The 17,344-nt window shown below is 69.1% G+C and carries 18 protein-coding genes and 1 pseudogene; 10 read left to right on the forward strand and 9 right to left on the reverse strand.

Annotated elements, in window-relative coordinates; all coding sequences use genetic code 11:
- Positions 1-80: 80 nt before the first annotated feature.
- Both H7I87_RS13270 and H7I87_RS13275 read right to left on the reverse strand, forming a co-directional pair.
- Positions 81-899, reverse strand: coding sequence for a serine hydrolase domain-containing protein (locus tag H7I87_RS13270; RefSeq protein ID WP_019732595.1), 819 nt, complete (start codon positions 897-899; stop codon positions 81-83).
- Positions 899-1,960, reverse strand: coding sequence for a class I SAM-dependent methyltransferase (locus tag H7I87_RS13275; RefSeq protein ID WP_019732594.1), 1,062 nt, complete (start codon positions 1,958-1,960; stop codon positions 899-901). Before H7I87_RS13275 ends, H7I87_RS13270 begins: the two co-directional genes overlap by 1 nt.
- A 78-nt stretch (positions 1,961-2,038) precedes the next feature.
- Here H7I87_RS13275 and H7I87_RS13280 point away from each other — a divergent pair, with 78 nt between their 5' ends.
- The 4 genes from H7I87_RS13280 (at position 2,039) to H7I87_RS13295 (ending at position 5,330) form a co-directional block, all read left to right on the forward strand.
- Positions 2,039-3,124, forward strand: coding sequence for an S-(hydroxymethyl)mycothiol dehydrogenase (locus H7I87_RS13280; protein ID WP_023881474.1), 1,086 nt, complete (start codon positions 2,039-2,041; stop codon positions 3,122-3,124).
- On the forward strand, positions 3,124-3,747 hold the full coding sequence (locus H7I87_RS13285) for an MBL fold metallo-hydrolase (protein WP_003872382.1): 624 nt from the start codon (positions 3,124-3,126) through the stop codon (positions 3,745-3,747). Before H7I87_RS13280 ends, H7I87_RS13285 begins: the two co-directional genes overlap by 1 nt.
- 92 nt (positions 3,748-3,839) lie before the next feature.
- A complete protein-coding gene (locus H7I87_RS13290; RefSeq protein WP_019732592.1) occupies positions 3,840-4,907 on the forward strand; it encodes a class I SAM-dependent methyltransferase in 1,068 nt (355 codons plus the stop codon).
- Between the two features lie 75 nt (positions 4,908-4,982).
- On the forward strand, positions 4,983-5,330 hold the full coding sequence (locus H7I87_RS13295) for a hypothetical protein (RefSeq protein ID WP_003872384.1): 348 nt from the start codon (positions 4,983-4,985) through the stop codon (positions 5,328-5,330).
- 12 nt (positions 5,331-5,342) lie between these two features.
- Here the strand turns inward: H7I87_RS13295 and H7I87_RS13300 are convergent, their stop codons facing one another.
- Positions 5,343-7,010 carry an Hsp70 family protein gene (locus tag H7I87_RS13300; RefSeq protein ID WP_033713280.1) on the reverse strand — a complete coding sequence of 556 codons (1,668 nt, stop codon included), beginning with the start codon at positions 7,008-7,010 and terminating at the stop codon, positions 5,343-5,345.
- Positions 7,011-7,119: 109 nt separating this feature from the next.
- Complete coding sequence (locus H7I87_RS13305; RefSeq protein ID WP_003872386.1) at positions 7,120-8,205, reverse strand: NAD(P)H-dependent amine dehydrogenase family protein; 1,086 nt, start codon at positions 8,203-8,205, stop codon at positions 7,120-7,122.
- An 87-nt stretch (positions 8,206-8,292) separates the two neighbouring features.
- On the opposite strand from H7I87_RS13305, the gene H7I87_RS13310 reads away from it, so the two are divergent.
- The 4 genes from H7I87_RS13310 (at position 8,293) to H7I87_RS13325 (ending at position 11,180) form a co-directional block, all read left to right on the forward strand.
- The gene (locus H7I87_RS13310) at positions 8,293-8,640 is read left to right on the forward strand and encodes an MmpS family transport accessory protein (protein WP_019733162.1); all 348 of its coding nucleotides are present in this window, start codon (positions 8,293-8,295) and stop codon (positions 8,638-8,640) included.
- A 31-nt stretch (positions 8,641-8,671) separates the two neighbouring features.
- Positions 8,672-9,979, forward strand: coding sequence for a cytochrome P450 (locus tag H7I87_RS13315; protein WP_019733163.1), 1,308 nt, complete (start codon positions 8,672-8,674; stop codon positions 9,977-9,979).
- Between the two features lie 146 nt (positions 9,980-10,125).
- Positions 10,126-10,668, forward strand: coding sequence for an ester cyclase (locus H7I87_RS13320; protein ID WP_019733164.1), 543 nt, complete (start codon positions 10,126-10,128; stop codon positions 10,666-10,668).
- A gap of 35 nt (positions 10,669-10,703) precedes the next feature.
- On the forward strand, positions 10,704-11,180 hold the full coding sequence (locus H7I87_RS13325) for a hypothetical protein (protein ID WP_019733165.1): 477 nt from the start codon (positions 10,704-10,706) through the stop codon (positions 11,178-11,180).
- Here the strand turns inward: H7I87_RS13325 and H7I87_RS13330 are convergent.
- Complete coding sequence (locus tag H7I87_RS13330) at positions 11,177-12,664, reverse strand: flavin-containing monooxygenase (protein WP_033726818.1); 1,488 nt, start codon at positions 12,662-12,664, stop codon at positions 11,177-11,179. The two genes, H7I87_RS13325 and H7I87_RS13330, sit on opposite strands and share 4 nt — an antisense overlap.
- 264 nt (positions 12,665-12,928) lie before the next feature.
- Complete coding sequence (locus H7I87_RS13335; RefSeq protein WP_003878208.1) at positions 12,929-13,171, reverse strand: hypothetical protein; 243 nt, start codon at positions 13,169-13,171, stop codon at positions 12,929-12,931.
- Positions 13,172-13,406: 235 nt separating this feature from the next.
- Between H7I87_RS13335 and H7I87_RS13340 the strand changes: the two genes are divergently transcribed.
- The gene (locus tag H7I87_RS13340; RefSeq protein ID WP_003872393.1) at positions 13,407-14,165 is read left to right on the forward strand and encodes a cutinase family protein; all 759 of its coding nucleotides are present in this window, start codon (positions 13,407-13,409) and stop codon (positions 14,163-14,165) included.
- Positions 14,166-14,177: 12 nt separating this feature from the next.
- Here H7I87_RS13340 and H7I87_RS13345 read toward each other — a convergent pair whose 3' ends face one another.
- Positions 14,178-14,954 (reverse strand): Rv3717 family N-acetylmuramoyl-L-alanine amidase, encoded by a 777-nt coding sequence (locus H7I87_RS13345; RefSeq protein ID WP_011724639.1) that lies wholly within the window; start codon positions 14,952-14,954, stop codon positions 14,178-14,180.
- A gap of 58 nt (positions 14,955-15,012) precedes the next feature.
- Between H7I87_RS13345 and H7I87_RS13350 the strand changes: the two genes are divergently transcribed.
- Entirely contained in the window at positions 15,013-16,182 is a 1,170-nt protein-coding gene (locus H7I87_RS13350; protein ID WP_033722564.1) for an acyl-CoA dehydrogenase family protein, read from the forward strand.
- On the opposite strand, the gene H7I87_RS13355 is transcribed toward H7I87_RS13350, so the two are convergent.
- Positions 16,171-16,701 (reverse strand): TetR/AcrR family transcriptional regulator, encoded by a 531-nt coding sequence (locus tag H7I87_RS13355; RefSeq protein ID WP_011724637.1) that lies wholly within the window; start codon positions 16,699-16,701, stop codon positions 16,171-16,173. The genes H7I87_RS13350 and H7I87_RS13355 overlap by 12 nt on opposite strands.
- 120 nt (positions 16,702-16,821) lie before the next feature.
- A pseudogene (locus H7I87_RS13360) lies at positions 16,822-17,220 on the reverse strand (carboxymuconolactone decarboxylase family protein); the annotation flags it as partial.
- Positions 17,221-17,344: the final 124 nt, after the last annotated feature.

Raw genomic sequence — 17,344 nt, forward strand, 5'->3', positions numbered from 1 at the left:
CGCAAATCTTCGATTTTCTCTGTGTCGCGCGTGTCTATTGTGCCCTGTGATACCCATGTTGCGCTAGTGTGCGATCCGATTTAGCTGTATTCGGATATCACGGCGTCCGAAATCGCCGGCCACCGGTCCAGCGCCCACTCCCCGAAATCGCGGTCGGTGAGCACCACCAGCGCCCGCTCGATGTCGGGGTCGGCCCAGATGAAGCCGCCCGCCTGGCCGAAATGACCGTACGTTCGCGCCGAGTTGGCCGCGCCGGTCCAGTGCGGCGTCTTGCCGTCGCGCAGCTCGAAACCGAGCCCCCAATCGTTGGGCCGCTGCACCCCGTAGCCGGGCAGCACCCCGTCCAGGCCGGGGAACTGCACCGTCGTCGCCTCGGCGTGCAGCCGCCCGGAGACCGTCGTCGGCCGCAGCAGGTCGCCCGCGAACGCCGCCAGGTCCGCCACGGTCGAGGTCGCCCCGAATCCGGCCGCCACCGCGCCCCCGTCCAGCCGGGTGGCGGTCATGCCCAGGGGTTGGCACACCGCCTCGTGCAGGTAGCGGGCGAATTCGATGCCGGTCTCTTCTTCCAGGGTTTGGCCCAGCACGGTGAAGCCCTGGTTGGAGTAGATGCGGCGGGTGCCGGGCGGGGCCAGCACCTGATCGGAGTGCATCGAGAGACCCGAGGTGTGCGCCAGCAGGTGGCGGATGGTGGCGCCGGGCGGACCGGCGACCGCGTCCAGCTCGACGGCGCCCTCTTCGACGGCGACGTGCACGGCGCGCGCCGCCAGCGGCTTGGTCACCGAGGCCAGCGCGAACACCCGCTCGGCGTCGCCGTGGCCGGCCAGCACGCCGGTGGGTCCGATCACCGCGGCGGCGACGGCCCCGACGGGCCATTCGTCCAGAGCGTCGAGCGCCGCCATCAGCTCTTGCGGGCGATGTAGTAGTTGTTGATCGGGTCGGACTCGATCTCGGCCACCCGCACGTCGGCGAAGCCGGCCTCGCCCAGCATCGCGACGGCCAGCTGTGTGCCCCACGCGGTGCCCAGCCCGGCGCCGTCGGCGGCCAGCGACACCGTCATGCAGTGCATCAGCGAGGTGGTGTACAGATAGGTGCTCATCGGGACGCCGACGTTGTCCTCGAGCCGGCTCGACGCCTTGATGTCGGCCATCAGCAGCACGCCACCGGGCCGCAGCGCGCGGTGGATGTTGGCCAGCACCCGGGCGGGCTGCGCCTGGTCGTGGATGGCGTCGAACACCGTGATGAGGTCGTAGGCGTCGGCCCTGTCGAGATCGGCGAGATTGTGACTTTCGAAGGACGCGTTCGCGAGGCCGCGTTCGGCGGCTTCGGCGATCCCGGCGGCGATGGCGTGCTCGGAGAAGTCGATGCCGGTGAATCGGCTGGCCGGAAACGCCTGTGCCATCACGTTGATCGCGTGCCCGCTGCCGCAGCCGAAATCGGCGACGTCGGCTCCGCGGCGCAGCCGCGGCACCAGCCCGTCGACCAACGGCAGCACCACGTCGACCAGCGCGGTGTCGAACACCACGCCGCTCTGCTCGGCCATCAACGCGTGGAAGCGCGGGAACTCGGTGTAGGGCAGGCCGCCGCCGGTGCGGAAGCAGCCGATGATCTTCTGCTCGACCTCGGCCAGCAGCGGGAAGAACAGGGCCACTAGGGCCAGGTTGTCCGGCCCGGCCGCGCGGGTCAGCACCTTGGCGCGGTGCGCGGGCAGCGAGTACTCGGCGGTGGCGGGGTGGTAGTCGACGACGCGCCCGGTGGTCATGCCGGCCAGCCACTCGCGCACGTAGCGTTCGTTGAGCCCGGCGGCCTCGGCGATCCGATCGCTGGTGGCCGGCGGGAGTCCGGCCATCGTGTCCAGCAGACCGGTCTGATGTCCGATGCTCAGCAGCAGCGCCAGGCTGGCGCCGTCGATGGCCGCGGTGATCCGGTCGGTGAATTCGTCGGTCGTCTCCAAAGCCGTCACGCCCTGGGACGCTACACCGGCTCGATGGGTGGACGGCCCGCCGCGAGATGTATGGCGGACGACAGTAGGTTGGAGCCCATGAGTCAGACAGTGCGCGGCGTGATTTCACGCAAGAAGGGCGAACCCGTTGAGTTGGTCGACATCGTCGTTCCTGATCCCGGGCCGGGTGAGGCGCTGGTCGACGTCATCGCCTGCGGGGTCTGCCACACCGACCTGACCTACCGCGAGGGCGGCATCAACGACGAGTACCCGTTTCTGCTCGGCCACGAGGCCGCCGGCCGGGTCGAGGCCGTCGGCCCCGACGTGACCGCGGTGCAGCCGGGCGACTTCGTGGTGCTGAACTGGCGCGCGGTGTGCGGGCAGTGCCGGGCCTGCAAGCGCGGCCGCCCGCACCTGTGCTTCGACACCTTCAATGCCACCCAGAAGATGACGCTGACCGACGGCACCGAGCTGACACCGGCGCTGGGCATCGGGGCGTTCGCCGACAAGACACTGGTGGCCGCCGGCCAGTGCACCAAGGTCGACCCCGCCGCCGATCCCGCCGTCGCCGGGCTGCTGGGTTGCGGGGTGATGGCCGGGCTGGGCGCGGCGATCAACACCGGTGCCGTCACCCGCGATGACACCGTCGCGGTAATCGGCTGCGGCGGCGTGGGCGATGCCGCGATCGCGGGCGCGGCGCTGGTGGGCGCCCGGCGCATCATCGCCGTCGACACCGACGACACCAAACTGGACTGGGCCCGCGGCTTCGGCGCCACCCACACCGTCAACGCCCGCCAGGCCGACGTGGTGGCCGCGATTCAGGACCTCACCGACGGGTTCGGCGCCAACGTGGTGATCGATGCGGTGGGCCGCCCGGAAACCTGGAAACAGGCCTTCTACGCCCGCGACCTGGCGGGAACCGTTGTGCTGGTGGGTGTTCCGACTCCCGACATGACGCTGGAGATGCCGCTGGTGGACTTCTTCAGCCACGGCGGGTCGTTGAAGTCGTCGTGGTACGGCGACTGCCTGCCCGAACGCGACTTCCCCACGCTGATCGAGCTGTACCTGCAGGGCCGGCTTCCCCTCGAAAAGTTCGTCTCCGAGCGCATCGGGCTCGGAGACGTCGAAGCCGCCTTCCACAACATGCACGGCGGCAAGGTGCTGCGCTCGGTGGTGATGCTGTGATGGCCGGCATCGACAAGATCGTCACCCACGGCACCTTCGAACTCGACGGCGGCAGTTGGGAAGTCGACAACAACATCTGGATCGTCGGCGACGACTCCGACGTGGTGGTGTTCGACGCCGCGCACACCGCCGAGCCGATCGTGGCGGCCGTCGGCAACCGCAACGTGGTGGCGGTGGTGTGCACGCACGGCCACAACGACCACGTCACGGTGGCTCCCGAGCTGGGCGCCGCGCTGGACGCCCCGGTGCTGCTGCATCCCGGCGACGACGTGCTGTGGCGAATGACCCACCCGGACAAGGACTTCCGCACCATCGCCGACGGCGACACCATCGATGTGGCCGGCACTGAGCTGCTGGCGCTGCACACGCCGGGGCACTCCCCCGGCTCGGTGTGCTGGTATGCGCCGGAACTCGGCGTGGTGTTCAGCGGCGACACGCTGTTCTCCGGCGGTCCCGGCGCGACGGGACGCTCCTATTCGGACTTCCCGACCATCCTGCAGTCGATCTCCGGCCGGCTCGGCACCCTGCCCGGCGAAACCGTCGTGCACACCGGCCACGGCGACAGCACCACCATCGGCGACGAGATCGTGCACTACGAGGAGTGGGTGGCGCGCGGCCACTGATCCCGGCAAGCCGAACTGACCGGCAACTCAACCACTATCGTTGATTCATGCCTGAACCTGGGACGCCCGAAACGGGCCTCCAATCAAGCATCGTGGTCCGGCCGGAACCCACCTACACCGAGGCCTCGCGGCTGCGCGCTGCCGGTTTGGCGAAGGCGATCGCGCTGTTCGAGCGGGCCGCCGAGCAGGTGGCGCTGCCCAAGGCCCCGCAGCCGATCGTCGTGGCCGACTACGGCGCCGCCAACGGCCACAATTCGCTCAAGCCGTTGTCGGCGGCCGTCTCGGTGCTGCGTCGACGCACCCGCCCCGATCACGCAATCCTGGTGGCACACACCGATTTACCGGGCAATGACTTCTCGGCGCTGTTCGACACGGTGGCCGACGACCCGGAGAGCTACCTGCACGCGGATGCGGCGACGTTCACCTCGGCGATCGGCCGGTCGTTCTACAACCAGATCGTGCCGTCGCGGACGGTCAACCTGGGCTGGACATCGTGGGCCACGCAGTGGCTCAGCCGCACCCCGGGTGCGGTGCCCGATCATGTGCACGTGTCGTGCAGCAGGGACGAGGCGGTGCTGGCGGCCTACGCCGACCAGGCCGCGCTGGACTGGCACAACTTCGTCGCCTTCCGCGGCCGCGAGCTGGCCCCCGAGGGCCGGCTGGTGGCGTTGACCCTGGCCGCCGACGAGGAGGACGGGCGCTGCTCGGCGGGTTTCGCCGCGCTGCTCGACGCCATCGTCGAGGCGCTCGAGGATCAGCGGCGCGACGGCCTACTGCGCCCGGATGAGTTGCAGCGCATGACGATTCCCACCTTCGCCCGCAACGAGAAGGATTTTCGCGCACCGTTCGCGCCGAAGGGTCGGTTCGAGGGGTTGATGGTCGAGCAGCTGGAGATCTTCAACGCCGAGGACCGGTTCTGGGCTCGCTTCCAGGCCGACCACGACGCCGAGGCGTTCGGCGCGCAGTGGGCGGCCTTCGCGCGGTCCGCGCTGTTCCCCGCGCTGGTGGCCGGACTCGACGACGGGATCCGCGACCCGCGGGCCCCGCGGTTCGTCGAGCAGTTGCAGAGCGCGATCGCCCAGCGCCTGTCAAGCGCGCCCGAGCCGATGCGGATCCCGCAAGCGCTGGTGGTGCTGGTCAAGCGCGAGGCGGCGCAGTGATGAGAGTTTCGGCACAACAGCGCAGCGGGTAACCCCACGGAATCGTCGAATCTGCGACTGCGAGGGGGTAGATGCATGAGCGCGCGAGACGATCAAGCCTCTGGCCGAGACGATGATCAGCGGTTGACCGAGAAGCCCGAACCCGACGAGGACGACAAGAAGAAGGCCGCCGAGATGATGGAGGCCTACGAGGACAAGGCCACCATCGTGCTGCCCGGCACCGGCGGCAGCGTGTCCGGGACGGCGGTCAACGAGTGGCTGGACGAGGACGGCAATCCCAAGCATGAAGTCGCCGAGGGCACCGATCACGCCGACGAGGGCCGCGACGAGCAGGCCTTGCGGGATCAGATCGAGAAGGACAAGGCCCTCAACGAGGTGCTCCGGGAAGCCGCCGCCGCCCCGAATAAGGGCGAAAAGGGCTGAGCTGTAAGGGAATTACCCGACGCCCAGGTTGCCTTCGATTTCCTGAATGATCTGGTTGACCCGGTCCAGCCCGGGGATGGGTTCGTTGAGCCCGGGAATGGGCGGGATCGCCGGAGCCGCGACCCTGCGCGGGGGCAGCGGATGCGCGGGCGGGGCCGCCTGCGGGGTGGCCCGCGGCGTGGTGGTCATCGGCGTCTCGGTCTCGGCGGGCGGATTGGTGTCCGACGTCGACGGCACCGGGATGTCCGCGGGTGGCGGCGCGGGCTCGGCGGTGACGCTGGGTGGGGGCGGCGCCGGGGTGGTGCTCAGAGTGGGCGCCGGGGTGGTCACCGATTTGTCCGATTTGTTCTGCGCGGTCAGTCCGATCATCAGCGCGGTGCCCACCAGCAGCAGCGCCGCGGCGGCGATGACGACCGCCGCCGCGGGGAACAGCCGCGACCGGGTGAACAGCCGCTTGCGCCGGGACGGCGGGGCCGCGGCGTCGGTCCCGGTGTCCGACCAGGCCTGCACCGCGATCGGTGCGGGATTCGCCGGCGGCACCGCGGCGGTCGCGGTCGCGTCCGCGCGCGGCTCCGGCCGGGCCGCCGCGCGGGCCGTGGCGGTGGCGGGTGCGGCCGGTGCGGTGAACGTCGCGCCGGCATCCGCGTGCGCCACCCGCAACGCGGCCCCGACCGCCGCGGTGAGCTGCGGGTGCGGCGTGGTGGCGACCGGAACGCGGAAAAGCCGCGCCAGCGTGGTGGTGACGGCGGGCAGATTCGCCCCGCCGCCCGTCGACACCACCGCGGCGAGATCACGGATCCCGTTGCGCGACAACGTTTCCCGAAGCACGGTGACGAAGCCACCCAGCGCGGGGGCGATCGCGTCGTCGAGTTCGGCTCGGGTGAGCCGGATTTCGCCGCGCACCCCGGTCAGTCCGTCGGTCAGGGTGGTCGTGGTGTTGGCGGACAGCTGCTCCTTGGCCACCCGGCACCCGCCGCGCAGCCGGCTCAGCGAGCCGATGGCCGCGGTGCCGGTGGGGAATGCGCCGGTGGTCGGCATATTGGCGACCACGACGCCCAGCAGCGCCTGGTCGATCACGTCACCGGAGAAATCCCGGTGCCGCACGGTCGGGGCCAGCGCCCGGTAGTCGCCGTCGGCGTCCATCAGCGTGATGCTGGTGCCGCTGCCGCCGAAATCGCAGACGGCCACGGTTCCGCGCGCCGGCAGGCCCGGGCTGGTCCGCACCGCCAGCAGGGCCGCGGCGGCGTCGGGGATCAGCACGATGGGCCGGGCGCGTCGCGACCATTCGGGGATCTCGCCGAGCGCGGCGCCCAGGGCCTCCACCGCCGCCGACTCCCAGTGCGCCGGGTAGGTGACGGCGATGTCGTCGGGCAGGGCGCGCCCGCCGGTGGCGGCGTAGGCCAGCGCCCGCAGCGCGTCGGCCAGCAGTATCTCGCTGCGGTGCACCGAGCCGTCGGACGCGACGACGGGCCGCGGGTCGCCGACCCGGTTGACGAAGCCGGTGATCACCACGCCGGGCCCCTGCAGCCGGGGATTCTCGGCGGGCACGCCGACCTCGGCGGGCCGGTCCGGATACCGCGTCAGGACGGGCTTGCGGGTGACGGCGTGATCGGAGGTGACGGCCGCCAGGTTGGTGGCGCCGATCGACAAGCCCAGTGCGGTCCCAGCTCCGTTGGCCATGTGTGATCCCCGTGTTCGCAGCGCACCGACTCGCATTCGGCTAGCCGTCATTGTGCCGTCCGAACCTGTATCTCGGGTCAGCTTCGGCTATGCGCACGCTGTGCGCGCCTCAGCGGATGGTGCCGGCGCCGGGGATGAGCGGCAGGTCGAGCGGAGTGACCCAGCCGGGCCGCAGCTCGTTGACCGCCGGCACGGCGTTCAGCGCCCGCAGCCCGGTGGCCAGGCATCCGGCCGCGGCCGCGTCCCGGCCGGAGCCGTCGGTGAAGCGGAACGCGGTCTCCTGGAAGATGCTCGGGGTGCCCTCGATGTCCACCCGGTAGACGTCGTTGTCGTGGCCGGACGGCCAGTCCGGGGCGGCGTCCAGCCCGATCCGGTTGACGTGCTCGAGCTGGATGCGGGTCTCGCCCCGGTAGACGCCGTTGATGGTGAACCGGACGGCAGCGACATGCCCGGGTTTGATGACGCCCTTGGCGGTGGTGCGTTCGGTGGGCGTCACCCACTTGTCCCAGGTGGTGGTGATCTCGTCGAGCATGATGCCGGCCGCGTGCGCGATCATCGGGACGGTGGCGCCCCAGGCGAAGATCAGCACGTCGCGGTTTTCCAGCATCGGGCTGTATTCGGGCTCGCGGCCGATGCCCATCTCGACCTCGTAGTCGCCCTCGTAGTTGGTGTAGTCGAGCAGCTCGGAGGCCCGGACGCGGCGCACCTCCGAGCACAGGCCCATCAGGGTCATCGGGAACAGGTCGTTGGCGAAGCCGGGGTCGATGCCGGTGGTGAAGCAGGACGACTCCCCCAGCTCGCATGCCTCGGTGATGGGCGCGATCCAGTTGGGCGGGTTGAGGTGCATGGTCGGCCACACCCACGGCGTCATCGCGGTCGAGCACACGTCGATGCCGGCCCGCAGGAACCGGGTGATCAGCGCGATGTTCTCCTTGGCGTGCATGGCCGTCGGGCCGTAGTGCACCAGCGCGTCGGGTTTCAGCGCGATCAGGGCGTCCACGTCGTCGGTGGCGATGACGCCCGTCGGCTCGGGCAGCCCACAGATGTCGGCGACGTCGCGGCCGACCTTGGCCGGGTTGCTGACGCCCACCCCCACCAACTCGAACAGCGGATGCTTGACGATCTCGGCGATCACCATCTTGCCGACGAAACCCGTACCCCAAACGACCACACGCTTCGAGCCGTGTTCGGACATCCTGCCGCCACCTTTCGGTTCACCAATCCCCGCGTCGGGCTTCACCATAAGCTTCCCTACCGTCGCCCGTGGTGACACCATGCATTTATGAGCAAGCACCTCGCCGGGTCGTCGCTGTTGGTGGCCGTCGGTTTCGGTTTCGCGAACGCCTGCGGTGTGGCCCACGCGCTGCCCCAGATGCCGCAGGTCCGCTACGAGGTCAACGGGCCCGCGGTCGCCGAATTCATCTACTACCAAACCGACACCGGTCAGCTGCATCAGGTGAACGCGCCGCTGCCCTGGTCGACGCAGTTCACCGGGTTCGGCGGGGAGGTGTTCACCGTCAGCGCGCAGGGACCGGGTCCCATCTCCTGCAAGATCCTGGTCGACGGCAACGTGGTGAGCGCGGCGACGGCTTCGGTCGGCACGCCCGCCCGGACCGTGTGCACCCACTGACCGAGCAGTCCCGAGCACAGAGGAGGTCCCGGTGAGCCTCAAGACGAGACCGAAAAAGGGCTTGGCCACACGGAACAACGGGACGCCGCCGCCCCGCGTCCCGCTGGCCGACATTCACCTTGAGTCGCTTGACTTTTGGGGATACGACGACGACTTCCGCGACGGCGCCTTCGCCACGTTGCGCCGCGAGGCGCCGATCTCGTTCTGGCCCGCGATCGAGATGGACGGGTTCGTGGCGGGCAACGGTTATTGGGCGCTGACCAAGCACGAGGACGTCCACTTCGCCAGCCGGCATCCGGAGATCTTCAGCTCCGTCCCGAACATCACCATCAACGACCAAACACCGGAGCTGGCAGAGTATTTCGGCTCGATGATCGTGCTCGACGATCCGCGCCACCAGCGGCTGCGCTCGATCGTCAGCCGCGCCTTCACCCCGAAGGTGGTGGCACGCATCGAGGCGTCGGTGCGCGAGCGGGCCCGCCGGCTGGTGTCATCGCTGGTCGCCAATCACCCCAACGGGGAGGCCGAGCTGGTCAGCGAGCTGGCCGGGCCGCTGCCGCTGCAGGTCATCTGCGACATGATGGGCATCCCCGAGGAAGACCATCAGCGGGTATTCCATTGGACCAACGTGATTCTCGGGTTCGGCGACCCCGACCTGGCCACCGATTTCGAGGAGTTCCTTCAGGTGTCGATGGACATCGGCGCCTACGCCACCGCGCTGGCCGAGGACCGGCGGGTCAACCATCACGACGACCTGACCACCAGCCTGGTGGAGGCCGAGGTGGACGGGGAACGGTTGACGTCATCGGAGATCGCGTCGTTCTTCATCCTGCTGGTGGTGGCCGGCAACGAGACGACGCGCAACGCGATCAGCCACGGGGTGCTGGCCCTGTCCCGCTACCCCGACGAGCGCGACAAGTGGTTCTCGGACTTCGACCGGTTGACGCCGACCGCGGTGGAGGAGGTCGTGCGGTGGGCTTCGCCGGTGGTGTACATGCGGCGCACCCTGACCCGCGACGTCAAGCTGCGCGGCACCAAGATGAAGGCCGGCGACAAGGTCGCGCTCTGGTACAACTCGGCCAACCGGGACGAGTCGACGTTCGACAATCCCTGGCTGTTCGACGTGGCGCGCACCCCCAACCCACACCTGGGTTTCGGCGGCGGGGGCGCGCACTTCTGCCTGGGCGCCAACCTGGCGCGCCGCGAGATCCGGGTGGTGTTCGACGAGCTGCGCCACGAGATCCCCGACATCGTCGCCACCGAGGAGCCCGCGCGGCTGCTGTCGCAATTCATCCACGGCATCAAACGCCTGCCGGTGGCCTGGACTCCCCCGCGCTAGGCCCGGTGGCCCGGGCTCCCCGCGCTAGCCCCGAGTTCGCCTGTCTCCCAAGGCATGTGTGCGTGCCAGATCCACTAGCACATCCGCTATCGGATTCGCGGCGCGAACACCGCCCCCGTGCCGGACCGCCGGATTACGCTGAGCCGGTGACCATCCCCGCGTTTCCCGCTCCCGAGGTGCTGGCCGCCCGCCAGAAGCTGGTGCTCGACCACTTCCACGACGAGGTCCGCCACGCCTGGGACGACGTGCTGTCGACCTTCCCGCATCCGCGTTACGAGCTGATCCCGCAAATGATCGTGCACGACGGCGAAGCGGCGGTGCGCGACTACTACGCCTACACGCGGACCGCGTTCCCCGATCAGGACCACGAGATCATCGCGCTGCGGCACAGCGCCGACGCGGTGATCGTCGAATTCTGGCTGATGGGCACGCATCGCGGTTACCTGGGCAAGGTTCCGCCCACCGGCAGCCGGTTCCGCGTCCGCATGACCGCCTACTTCCTGTTCGACGACACCGAAAACCTTGTCTGCGAACGCATTTACTTCGACACGCTGACCATGATCAAACAGCTGCTGGGTGGGCTGGACATGAAGAGGCCGGGCAACTGGCTGCTGGCCGCGCGCTGCGTGCGGGGGTTCTTGGCGATGTCGTCGGAAAAACCGGATCCGGCGCTGACCGGCGCGCCGTAAACTCCACCCAGGCAAGGGATCCAGGGAGGCTTCCGATGCGGGTTCGGCAGCTGCGCACCCGGTGCGGCCTGGCCGCGGTCGCGGCGGTGGGCTGCTGGGCCAACGCCAGCCTCGCCACCCCCACCGTCACCGCCGCCCCGCTACCCCCGGGCTCGCACACCGAGAAGTGGATCGACCTGCAGCCCGGTCAGTGCGTGGCCGACCTGCCGCCGGCCGACGGCAGCCGGGTCGATGTCACCGTGGTCGACTGCGCCACAGCGCATTTGGCCGAGGTGTATCTGCGGGCGCCGATGGCCGTGGACGCCGCCATCGCCAGCGTGGCGAATCGGGATTGCGCGGCCGGGCTGCCCGGCTACACCGGCGCAGACGGCGGCCGGTTTTCGATCACCTATCTGATCGATTCGAATCAGGATCGCACCGGCGCCAATCCCACCCCGAGCACGGTGATCTGCCTGTTGCAGTCGTCCGACGGGCAGCCGCTGACCGGGTCGGCGCACCGCCGGGCGAGCTAGGCGATGACGTAGTCGCTGAGCGGGAAGCTGCTGGCTTCGCGGATCGAGTTCAGCGTCGACGTGGGCCGCAGCAGCGAGGCCTCGCCGCTGGGACTGAAGTAGTACGACCGTGATGTGGCGCAGTTGCCGGCGTAGAACACCGAGTTGTCCAGCAGTTTGGTCATCCGCTCCATGAACCGGTCGTTGGCCTCCTCGGTGACCTCGAAGGTGGTCGCGCCGCGGCGCTTGACCTCGCCGAGCAGCCGGTCCATGTGGCGCATCTGGTATTCGATGGTGTGGAAGAAGGACAAGCCGGAGAAGGCGAACGGGCTGGCCAGGCTCAGGTAATTGGGGAAGTACGGCATGGACACGCCCTGGTAGGCCTGGAACCGGGTCTCGCGCCACCACTTGCCCAGGTTGCGGCCCTTGCGGCCGATCACCTCGATGGCCGGGAAGTTGGCCTCCCACAGGTCGAAACCCGTTGCCAGCACCAGGGTGTCGATGACGGTCTTGCGTCCGTCGGCGGTGACGATGCCGTCCGGCTCGATCCGTTCGATCGGGTTGGTCTCCAGGTGCACGTTCGGCTGGGTGAGGACGCGGTAGAAGCTGTTGGAGAAGGTGGGCCGCTTGCAGCCGCAGTCGTAGTCCGGCGTCAGCTTGGCGCGCAGTTCCTTGTCCCGGATCCACCGAAATCGGTTGATCTTGGCCAGATCTGAGGCGGAGATGTTGCCCCGGCCGCGGGATTCCTTGAAGTGCAACGCGCCGACGATCATGATGATCTCGAGCAGCACGTCGGTCACCCAGCGCAGCGCGCGCTGCGCCGCCGGCACCCGCGCGAACAGGCGCCGCACCGCCGGGTCGAACTCGAAATCCACCTTGGGCAGCACGTGGGTGGCGGTGCGCTGGTAGACGGTCAGTTCCCCGGCCTCCTTGGCCAGCTCCGGGACGACCTGCACGGCGGACGCCCCGGTGCCGATGACCGCGATGCGCCGACCCTGATAGCGGTAGTCGTGGTCCCACGCCGTGGTGTGCACGACCTTCCCCCCGAAGCTGCCGATGCCCGGGATGTCGGGCGTGTGCGGCTGCGACAGGAAGCCGGTCGCGGTAATCAGGAAGCGGGTGGTCAGGCTCTCGCCGCCGGCCAGCGCGACCCGCCACACCTCGGCGTCCTCGTCCCACTGCGCGCCCTCGACGGTGGTGTTGAACCGCATGTGCCGGCGCACGTCGTATTTGTCGGCGACGTCGGCGGCGTACTGCTTCACCTCGCCGCCCGGGGCGAACAGCCGTGACCAGCCGGGGTTGGGCTCGAACCAGTACGAGTAGGTGGTGGACGGGATGTCGACGGCGATGCCCGGGTAATGGTTGACGTGCCAGGTGCCGCCCAGGTCGTCCTCGCGGTCGAGGATGACGATGTTCTCAAAGCCGAGGCGCTTGAGCTGGATGGCGGCGCCGATGCCGCCGAAACCCGCACCCACGATGATCGCGTCGAAACGGTCTGTGACCACAGCCTTGCTCCGTAGCTACCTAACCCATACTTAACGAATACCTAAGCTTTCCCTAAGATACGCAACTCTAATAGGCCGCGCCGACAGGCGCATCCGAGCTTTGCCAGTATGTGACCATGCTGACACCCGCGCGGTAATGCGGCGATGGGTCATTGCGCGCGATTACCCCGTCCTTGTCAGCGCAAACGCCGGTCCGGGCCCCGCTCGGGCTGACCCGGTTCGGGTATTAGCTCGGCAGGCGGGCGCGGCGGCTCGCGGTGATTCTTATCTTGTGGCCGGGCCGGCCGCGGGCGTCCCCTGCAGTTGGCCGAGGAACTCGTGGCAGCGCCGCGCCCGCTCGGAGTCCTGCGCCATCACCTCGCTGAAGAAGGAGGCGATCTCCTCCATGCCGGCGTTCTTCGCGTCGCGCACGTACTGGCCGTAGTCGTGGCCCGCCTTGAGCGAGTGGTACTGGACGGAGATCAGGTCGTAGGTCACGTCGTCGAAACCCGTTTCACCCGTTGCCATGTCGTCACCTCGTCAGACCGTGAGTAGTGGATTTTGTGCTCGCGGTCTCCGGCTACCCGCCCGTGGATACCCCAAACGACGCTTAGACTGTCTTGGTACACGACGCGACTGCGCAATTGCGGCGTCGGTCCGATGGAGGCGACGCCGCCCCTGTCCACCGTTCGTCGCCGCGCCCGGGCATACAGGAAAATTTCATTAAACGGTCGGAAACTTGACAGGTTTGGGAGGGGCTTGCATGGGCATTTTCGACGGCATGTTCGCACGTCACATCGTTCGTTCTCTCGGTTCAGCACTGGTCATGGCGGCCTCGGGTGTGGCCGCCTCGGCGGTGTCCGGTTCGGTGATCCCCACCGCCGCGGCCCAATGTCCGGACATCCAGGTGGTGTTCGCGCGGGGCACCGGTGAAGCGCCCGGCGTCGGCCCCACCGGGCAAGCGTTCGTCGACGCCCTGCACCAGCGGGTGGGCGGGCGGTCCTTCGACGTCTACCCGGTCAACTACCCCGCGAGTGACCAGTGGGACACCGGCATCGAGGGCATCAGAGATGCGGGCGCACATGTGAATTCGATGGCGCACGACTGCCCCAACACCAAGATGGTGCTCGGCGGCTACTCGCAGGGCGCGGCCGTGATGGGCTTCGTCACCTCGGCCTCGGTGCCCGACGGCGTCGACCCCAACACCGTGCCCAAGCCGCTGGATCCCGAGGTCGCCAACCACGTCTCCTCGGTGGTGCTGTTCGGCATGCCCAACGTGCGAGCGATGAATTTCCTGAACGAGCCGCCGGTGGTCATCGGCCCTGCCTACCAGGACAAGACGCTGAAGGTGTGCGCCACCGAAGATCCGGTGTGCTCGGACGGGATGAACTTCGCCGCGCACAACACCTACGCCAACGACAACGAAATGATCGACAAGGGCGTCGCGTTCGCCTCCAGCCACCTCGGCTTGGGCGGACCGGCGACGGTGGCGGCGCCGAGCGGCGGCGGCTTCGGCAGCTGAGCAGCCGCTCGGCTAGCCTGACGCCGCTTTCGCGTTCAGGAAGGCGACGATTCCCGCGGTGACCGCGGCGGCGTATGCCGCCCGGCCATCGGGGCTTTCCATTCGCGCGGCGTCACCGGCGTTCTTCATGTTGCCGAGTTCGACCAGCACCGCCGGGTACTGAGCCAGGTTCAGCCCGGCCAGGTCGTCGCGGCCGTACAGGCCGTCCGAGCCGATGTAGGTGGCGGGCTGAAAACCGGCCTGCGCCAAGGCATCTCGCATCGCATGGGCGAGCTGCACGGCCGGGCCGGCCTGCACGTCGTTCAGCGGCGGGCTGGAGTAGTTGACGTGGAATCCGCTGCCGGACGCGGGCCCGCCGTCGGCGTGGATGCTCACGATCGCGTCCGGTCGCATCGCGTTGGCCGCGTCGGCGCGCTGGTCGATGCACGGGCCCACGCCGCTGTCGTCGGCGCGGGATAGCTGGGTGTGCACGCCCATCTGGTTCAGCGACGCGTTGATCAGGCCGACCACCGCCCAGGTGAACACGTGCTCGGGGTAGCCGTCGTCGGCCGCGGCCCCGGAGGTTTGGCACGGCTTGCTGCCGCCGCGTCCGTTGGGCACCGGCCGGTTGATCGACGCGTCGTTGACGGCGTTGTGGCCCGGGTCGAGGAAGACCGACATGCCGGCCACACCGGCCGCCGCGCGCGGGCCGGGCAGTACCGCGCCGGCGGCCAGAATCACCGGCATGGCGCCGGCGAGGCGCAGGACGTCGCGGCGGGCTACGGATCGCAGCTCTCGGCGATCACTCACCGCGCGATGGTAACAACCGCGGGCTCTACATACTAAAAAGTATGTTACGGTCGTGCGCATGTCCGTGGTCGAACATCACCCCCTGCATGGCATCACCGACGAGTTCGTGGCGCGGTTGGGCGAGCGTGCCGAGGAGGCCGAGCGGCTGCGCCGGCTGCCGGCGGCGACGGTCGACGAGTTCCGGCAGACCGAGCTGTTCCGCCTGCTGTTGCCGGCCCGGTTCGGTGGCCTGGAAGCCTCGTTTCCCGAACTGCTGCAACCGATTCGGCGGATGGCCCAGGGGTGCGCGTCGAGCGCCTGGACGCTGGGTTTCTATGCGCTGCACAACTGGATGCTGTCGTTGTTCGATCCGCAGGCGCAGCGGGAGGTCTTCGCGTCCGGGCCGGTGCTGGCGCCGGCTCCCCTGGCGCCCACCGGCCGCGCCACACCGGCCGACGGTGGTGTGCGGCTGACCGGCAGGTGGTCCTGGGCGACGGGGGCGATGGACGCCGATTGGCTGATCGTCGGCGCGTTGATCGAGCGCACCGACCGCATCGATCCGGCGTTGGTCGTGGTGCCCGCCGGGCAGGTCGAGGTCGTCGACACCTGGCACACCGCCGGCATGCGCGGCACGGGTTCGCACGACGTGGTGATCGCCGACGTCTTCGTTCCCGAGCATCGGCTGGTGGCGGTGGCCGACATCTACGGCGGGACTGCGCCCGGCGCGCGCGAGCACGCCGCCGCCACCTACCGCTGGCCGATGGTGCCCGCGCTGGCGCTGACGGCGGCGATGCCCGTGCTGGGGGCGGCGGAGCGGGTGGTGCAGCTGTTCGCCGACCGGCTCGGCGAGCGGGTGCTGGCGTATAGCGCAGTGGCGCAAAAGGATCAGCCCGCCGCGCAGATCAGGCTGGGCGAGGCCCGGGTGCGGCTGGACGCGCTGCGGGCGTTGGTCGCACAGACCGCCGACCGGATCGAGGCGATCGTCGCCGGCGGCGACCGGGTGAGCCGCTCGGTGCGGGCCGAGGCCCGGCTGGCGGCCGCGCGCACGGTGCACGAAAGCCGGGCGATCATCGCCGACGTCACGGAGGCGTCCGGCGCGAGCGCTCATTTCCTGTCCAGCCCGATGCAGCGCGCCAAGCGCGACGTGGACATCGCCGCGGGGCATGTGGTGTTCGACTACGACACGAGCCGAGAGTTGGCCGGGGCGTTGGCGATTGGGGCGAAGATCTCCCCGATCTCAATGATCTGAGGCCACGCCCGCCTCGGTCAGCATCAGGTCGAGGAATCGTTCGCGTTGGGCCAGCGATTGAGCCTGCTCGGCCGAGCCGGTGAGGTGCAGCAGTCCGATGCCCGCGGCGAAGGTCAGCTCCGCGCGCAGCTTGGCGTCCTCCGGGGAAAAGCCGTAGTCGCGGTAGGCCTTGGTGACGGTGCGCAGCAGGTGCCGGTCGGCGGCCCGGATGTTCTCGGCGGCGACCGGGTCCAGGCGCGCCCATTCGCGCATCGCCCGCTCCAGCATCCAGTACTGCGGGCTGACCAGGGTGCCCATCATGGCTGAGAGGCGTTCGCGGGGTGGCAGCGAGTCGAGCTCGGCGAGCGCCTGGCGGTCGCGTTCGAGGAACTTGTTCCACGATTCGACCAGGGCGGCCCGGTAGTTGTCGATGTCCTCGAAGTGCCAGTAGAAGCTGCCGCGGGTGACACCGGCCTGCTGGCAGAGGCGTTCGACCTTGAGCGCCCGCACGCCCTCTTCGGCGAGCACGGTGTAGCCCACCTCGAGCCAGTCCTCGACTGACAGACGGGTTGACTTGGGCTTGGGTGCCACATCATGCAGATTACGGGAGGCGTCCTCTCCCCTGAGGAGATTGGCGATCTCGGTGCCGCCGTGTTGGGCTCAGCTCGTCGGCGGTATGGGCAGCCGGGCGGTCTCGTCGAGGTCCACCTCGAGCGCATTGAGCATCAACGCCAGTCCCGCGTAGCGGTTGATCACCATCAGTGCCTCCACGGTGGCCTCGGTGCCGAGAGCCCGGTGGACGCGATCGAAGAGTGGTTGGGCGACCCGGCGGGTGGTGACCAGCTCGGTGGTCAGGTGCAGCGCCGCCAGCTCGGTGGGGGTGAGATCGCTGGCCTGCCAGCCGGTTTCGGAGATGACGGCGTCGATGGTGGCGGGGTCGATGCCGACGGTTCGTGCCACGTCCCGGTGTTGGCCGAGCTCGTAGGCGCAGTCCATCGCCGATGCGGTGCGCAGCACGATGAGTTCGCGCAGCCGTCGCGGCAGCACCGGGCTGCGCAGCCTGACTTTTATCACTGTCGGCGATCCGGCGGTTGTGTAGGGCTGTGACCTGTGTCTTCGGTTGTGGCCTGGTGCGGATTTGTGCACTAGCCGGTGGGCCGTAGGGTGCCTGCGTGGCCTATGT

Source organism: Mycobacterium timonense, from assembly GCF_025821985.1.
Taxonomy (GTDB): domain Bacteria; phylum Actinomycetota; class Actinomycetes; order Mycobacteriales; family Mycobacteriaceae; genus Mycobacterium; species Mycobacterium avium.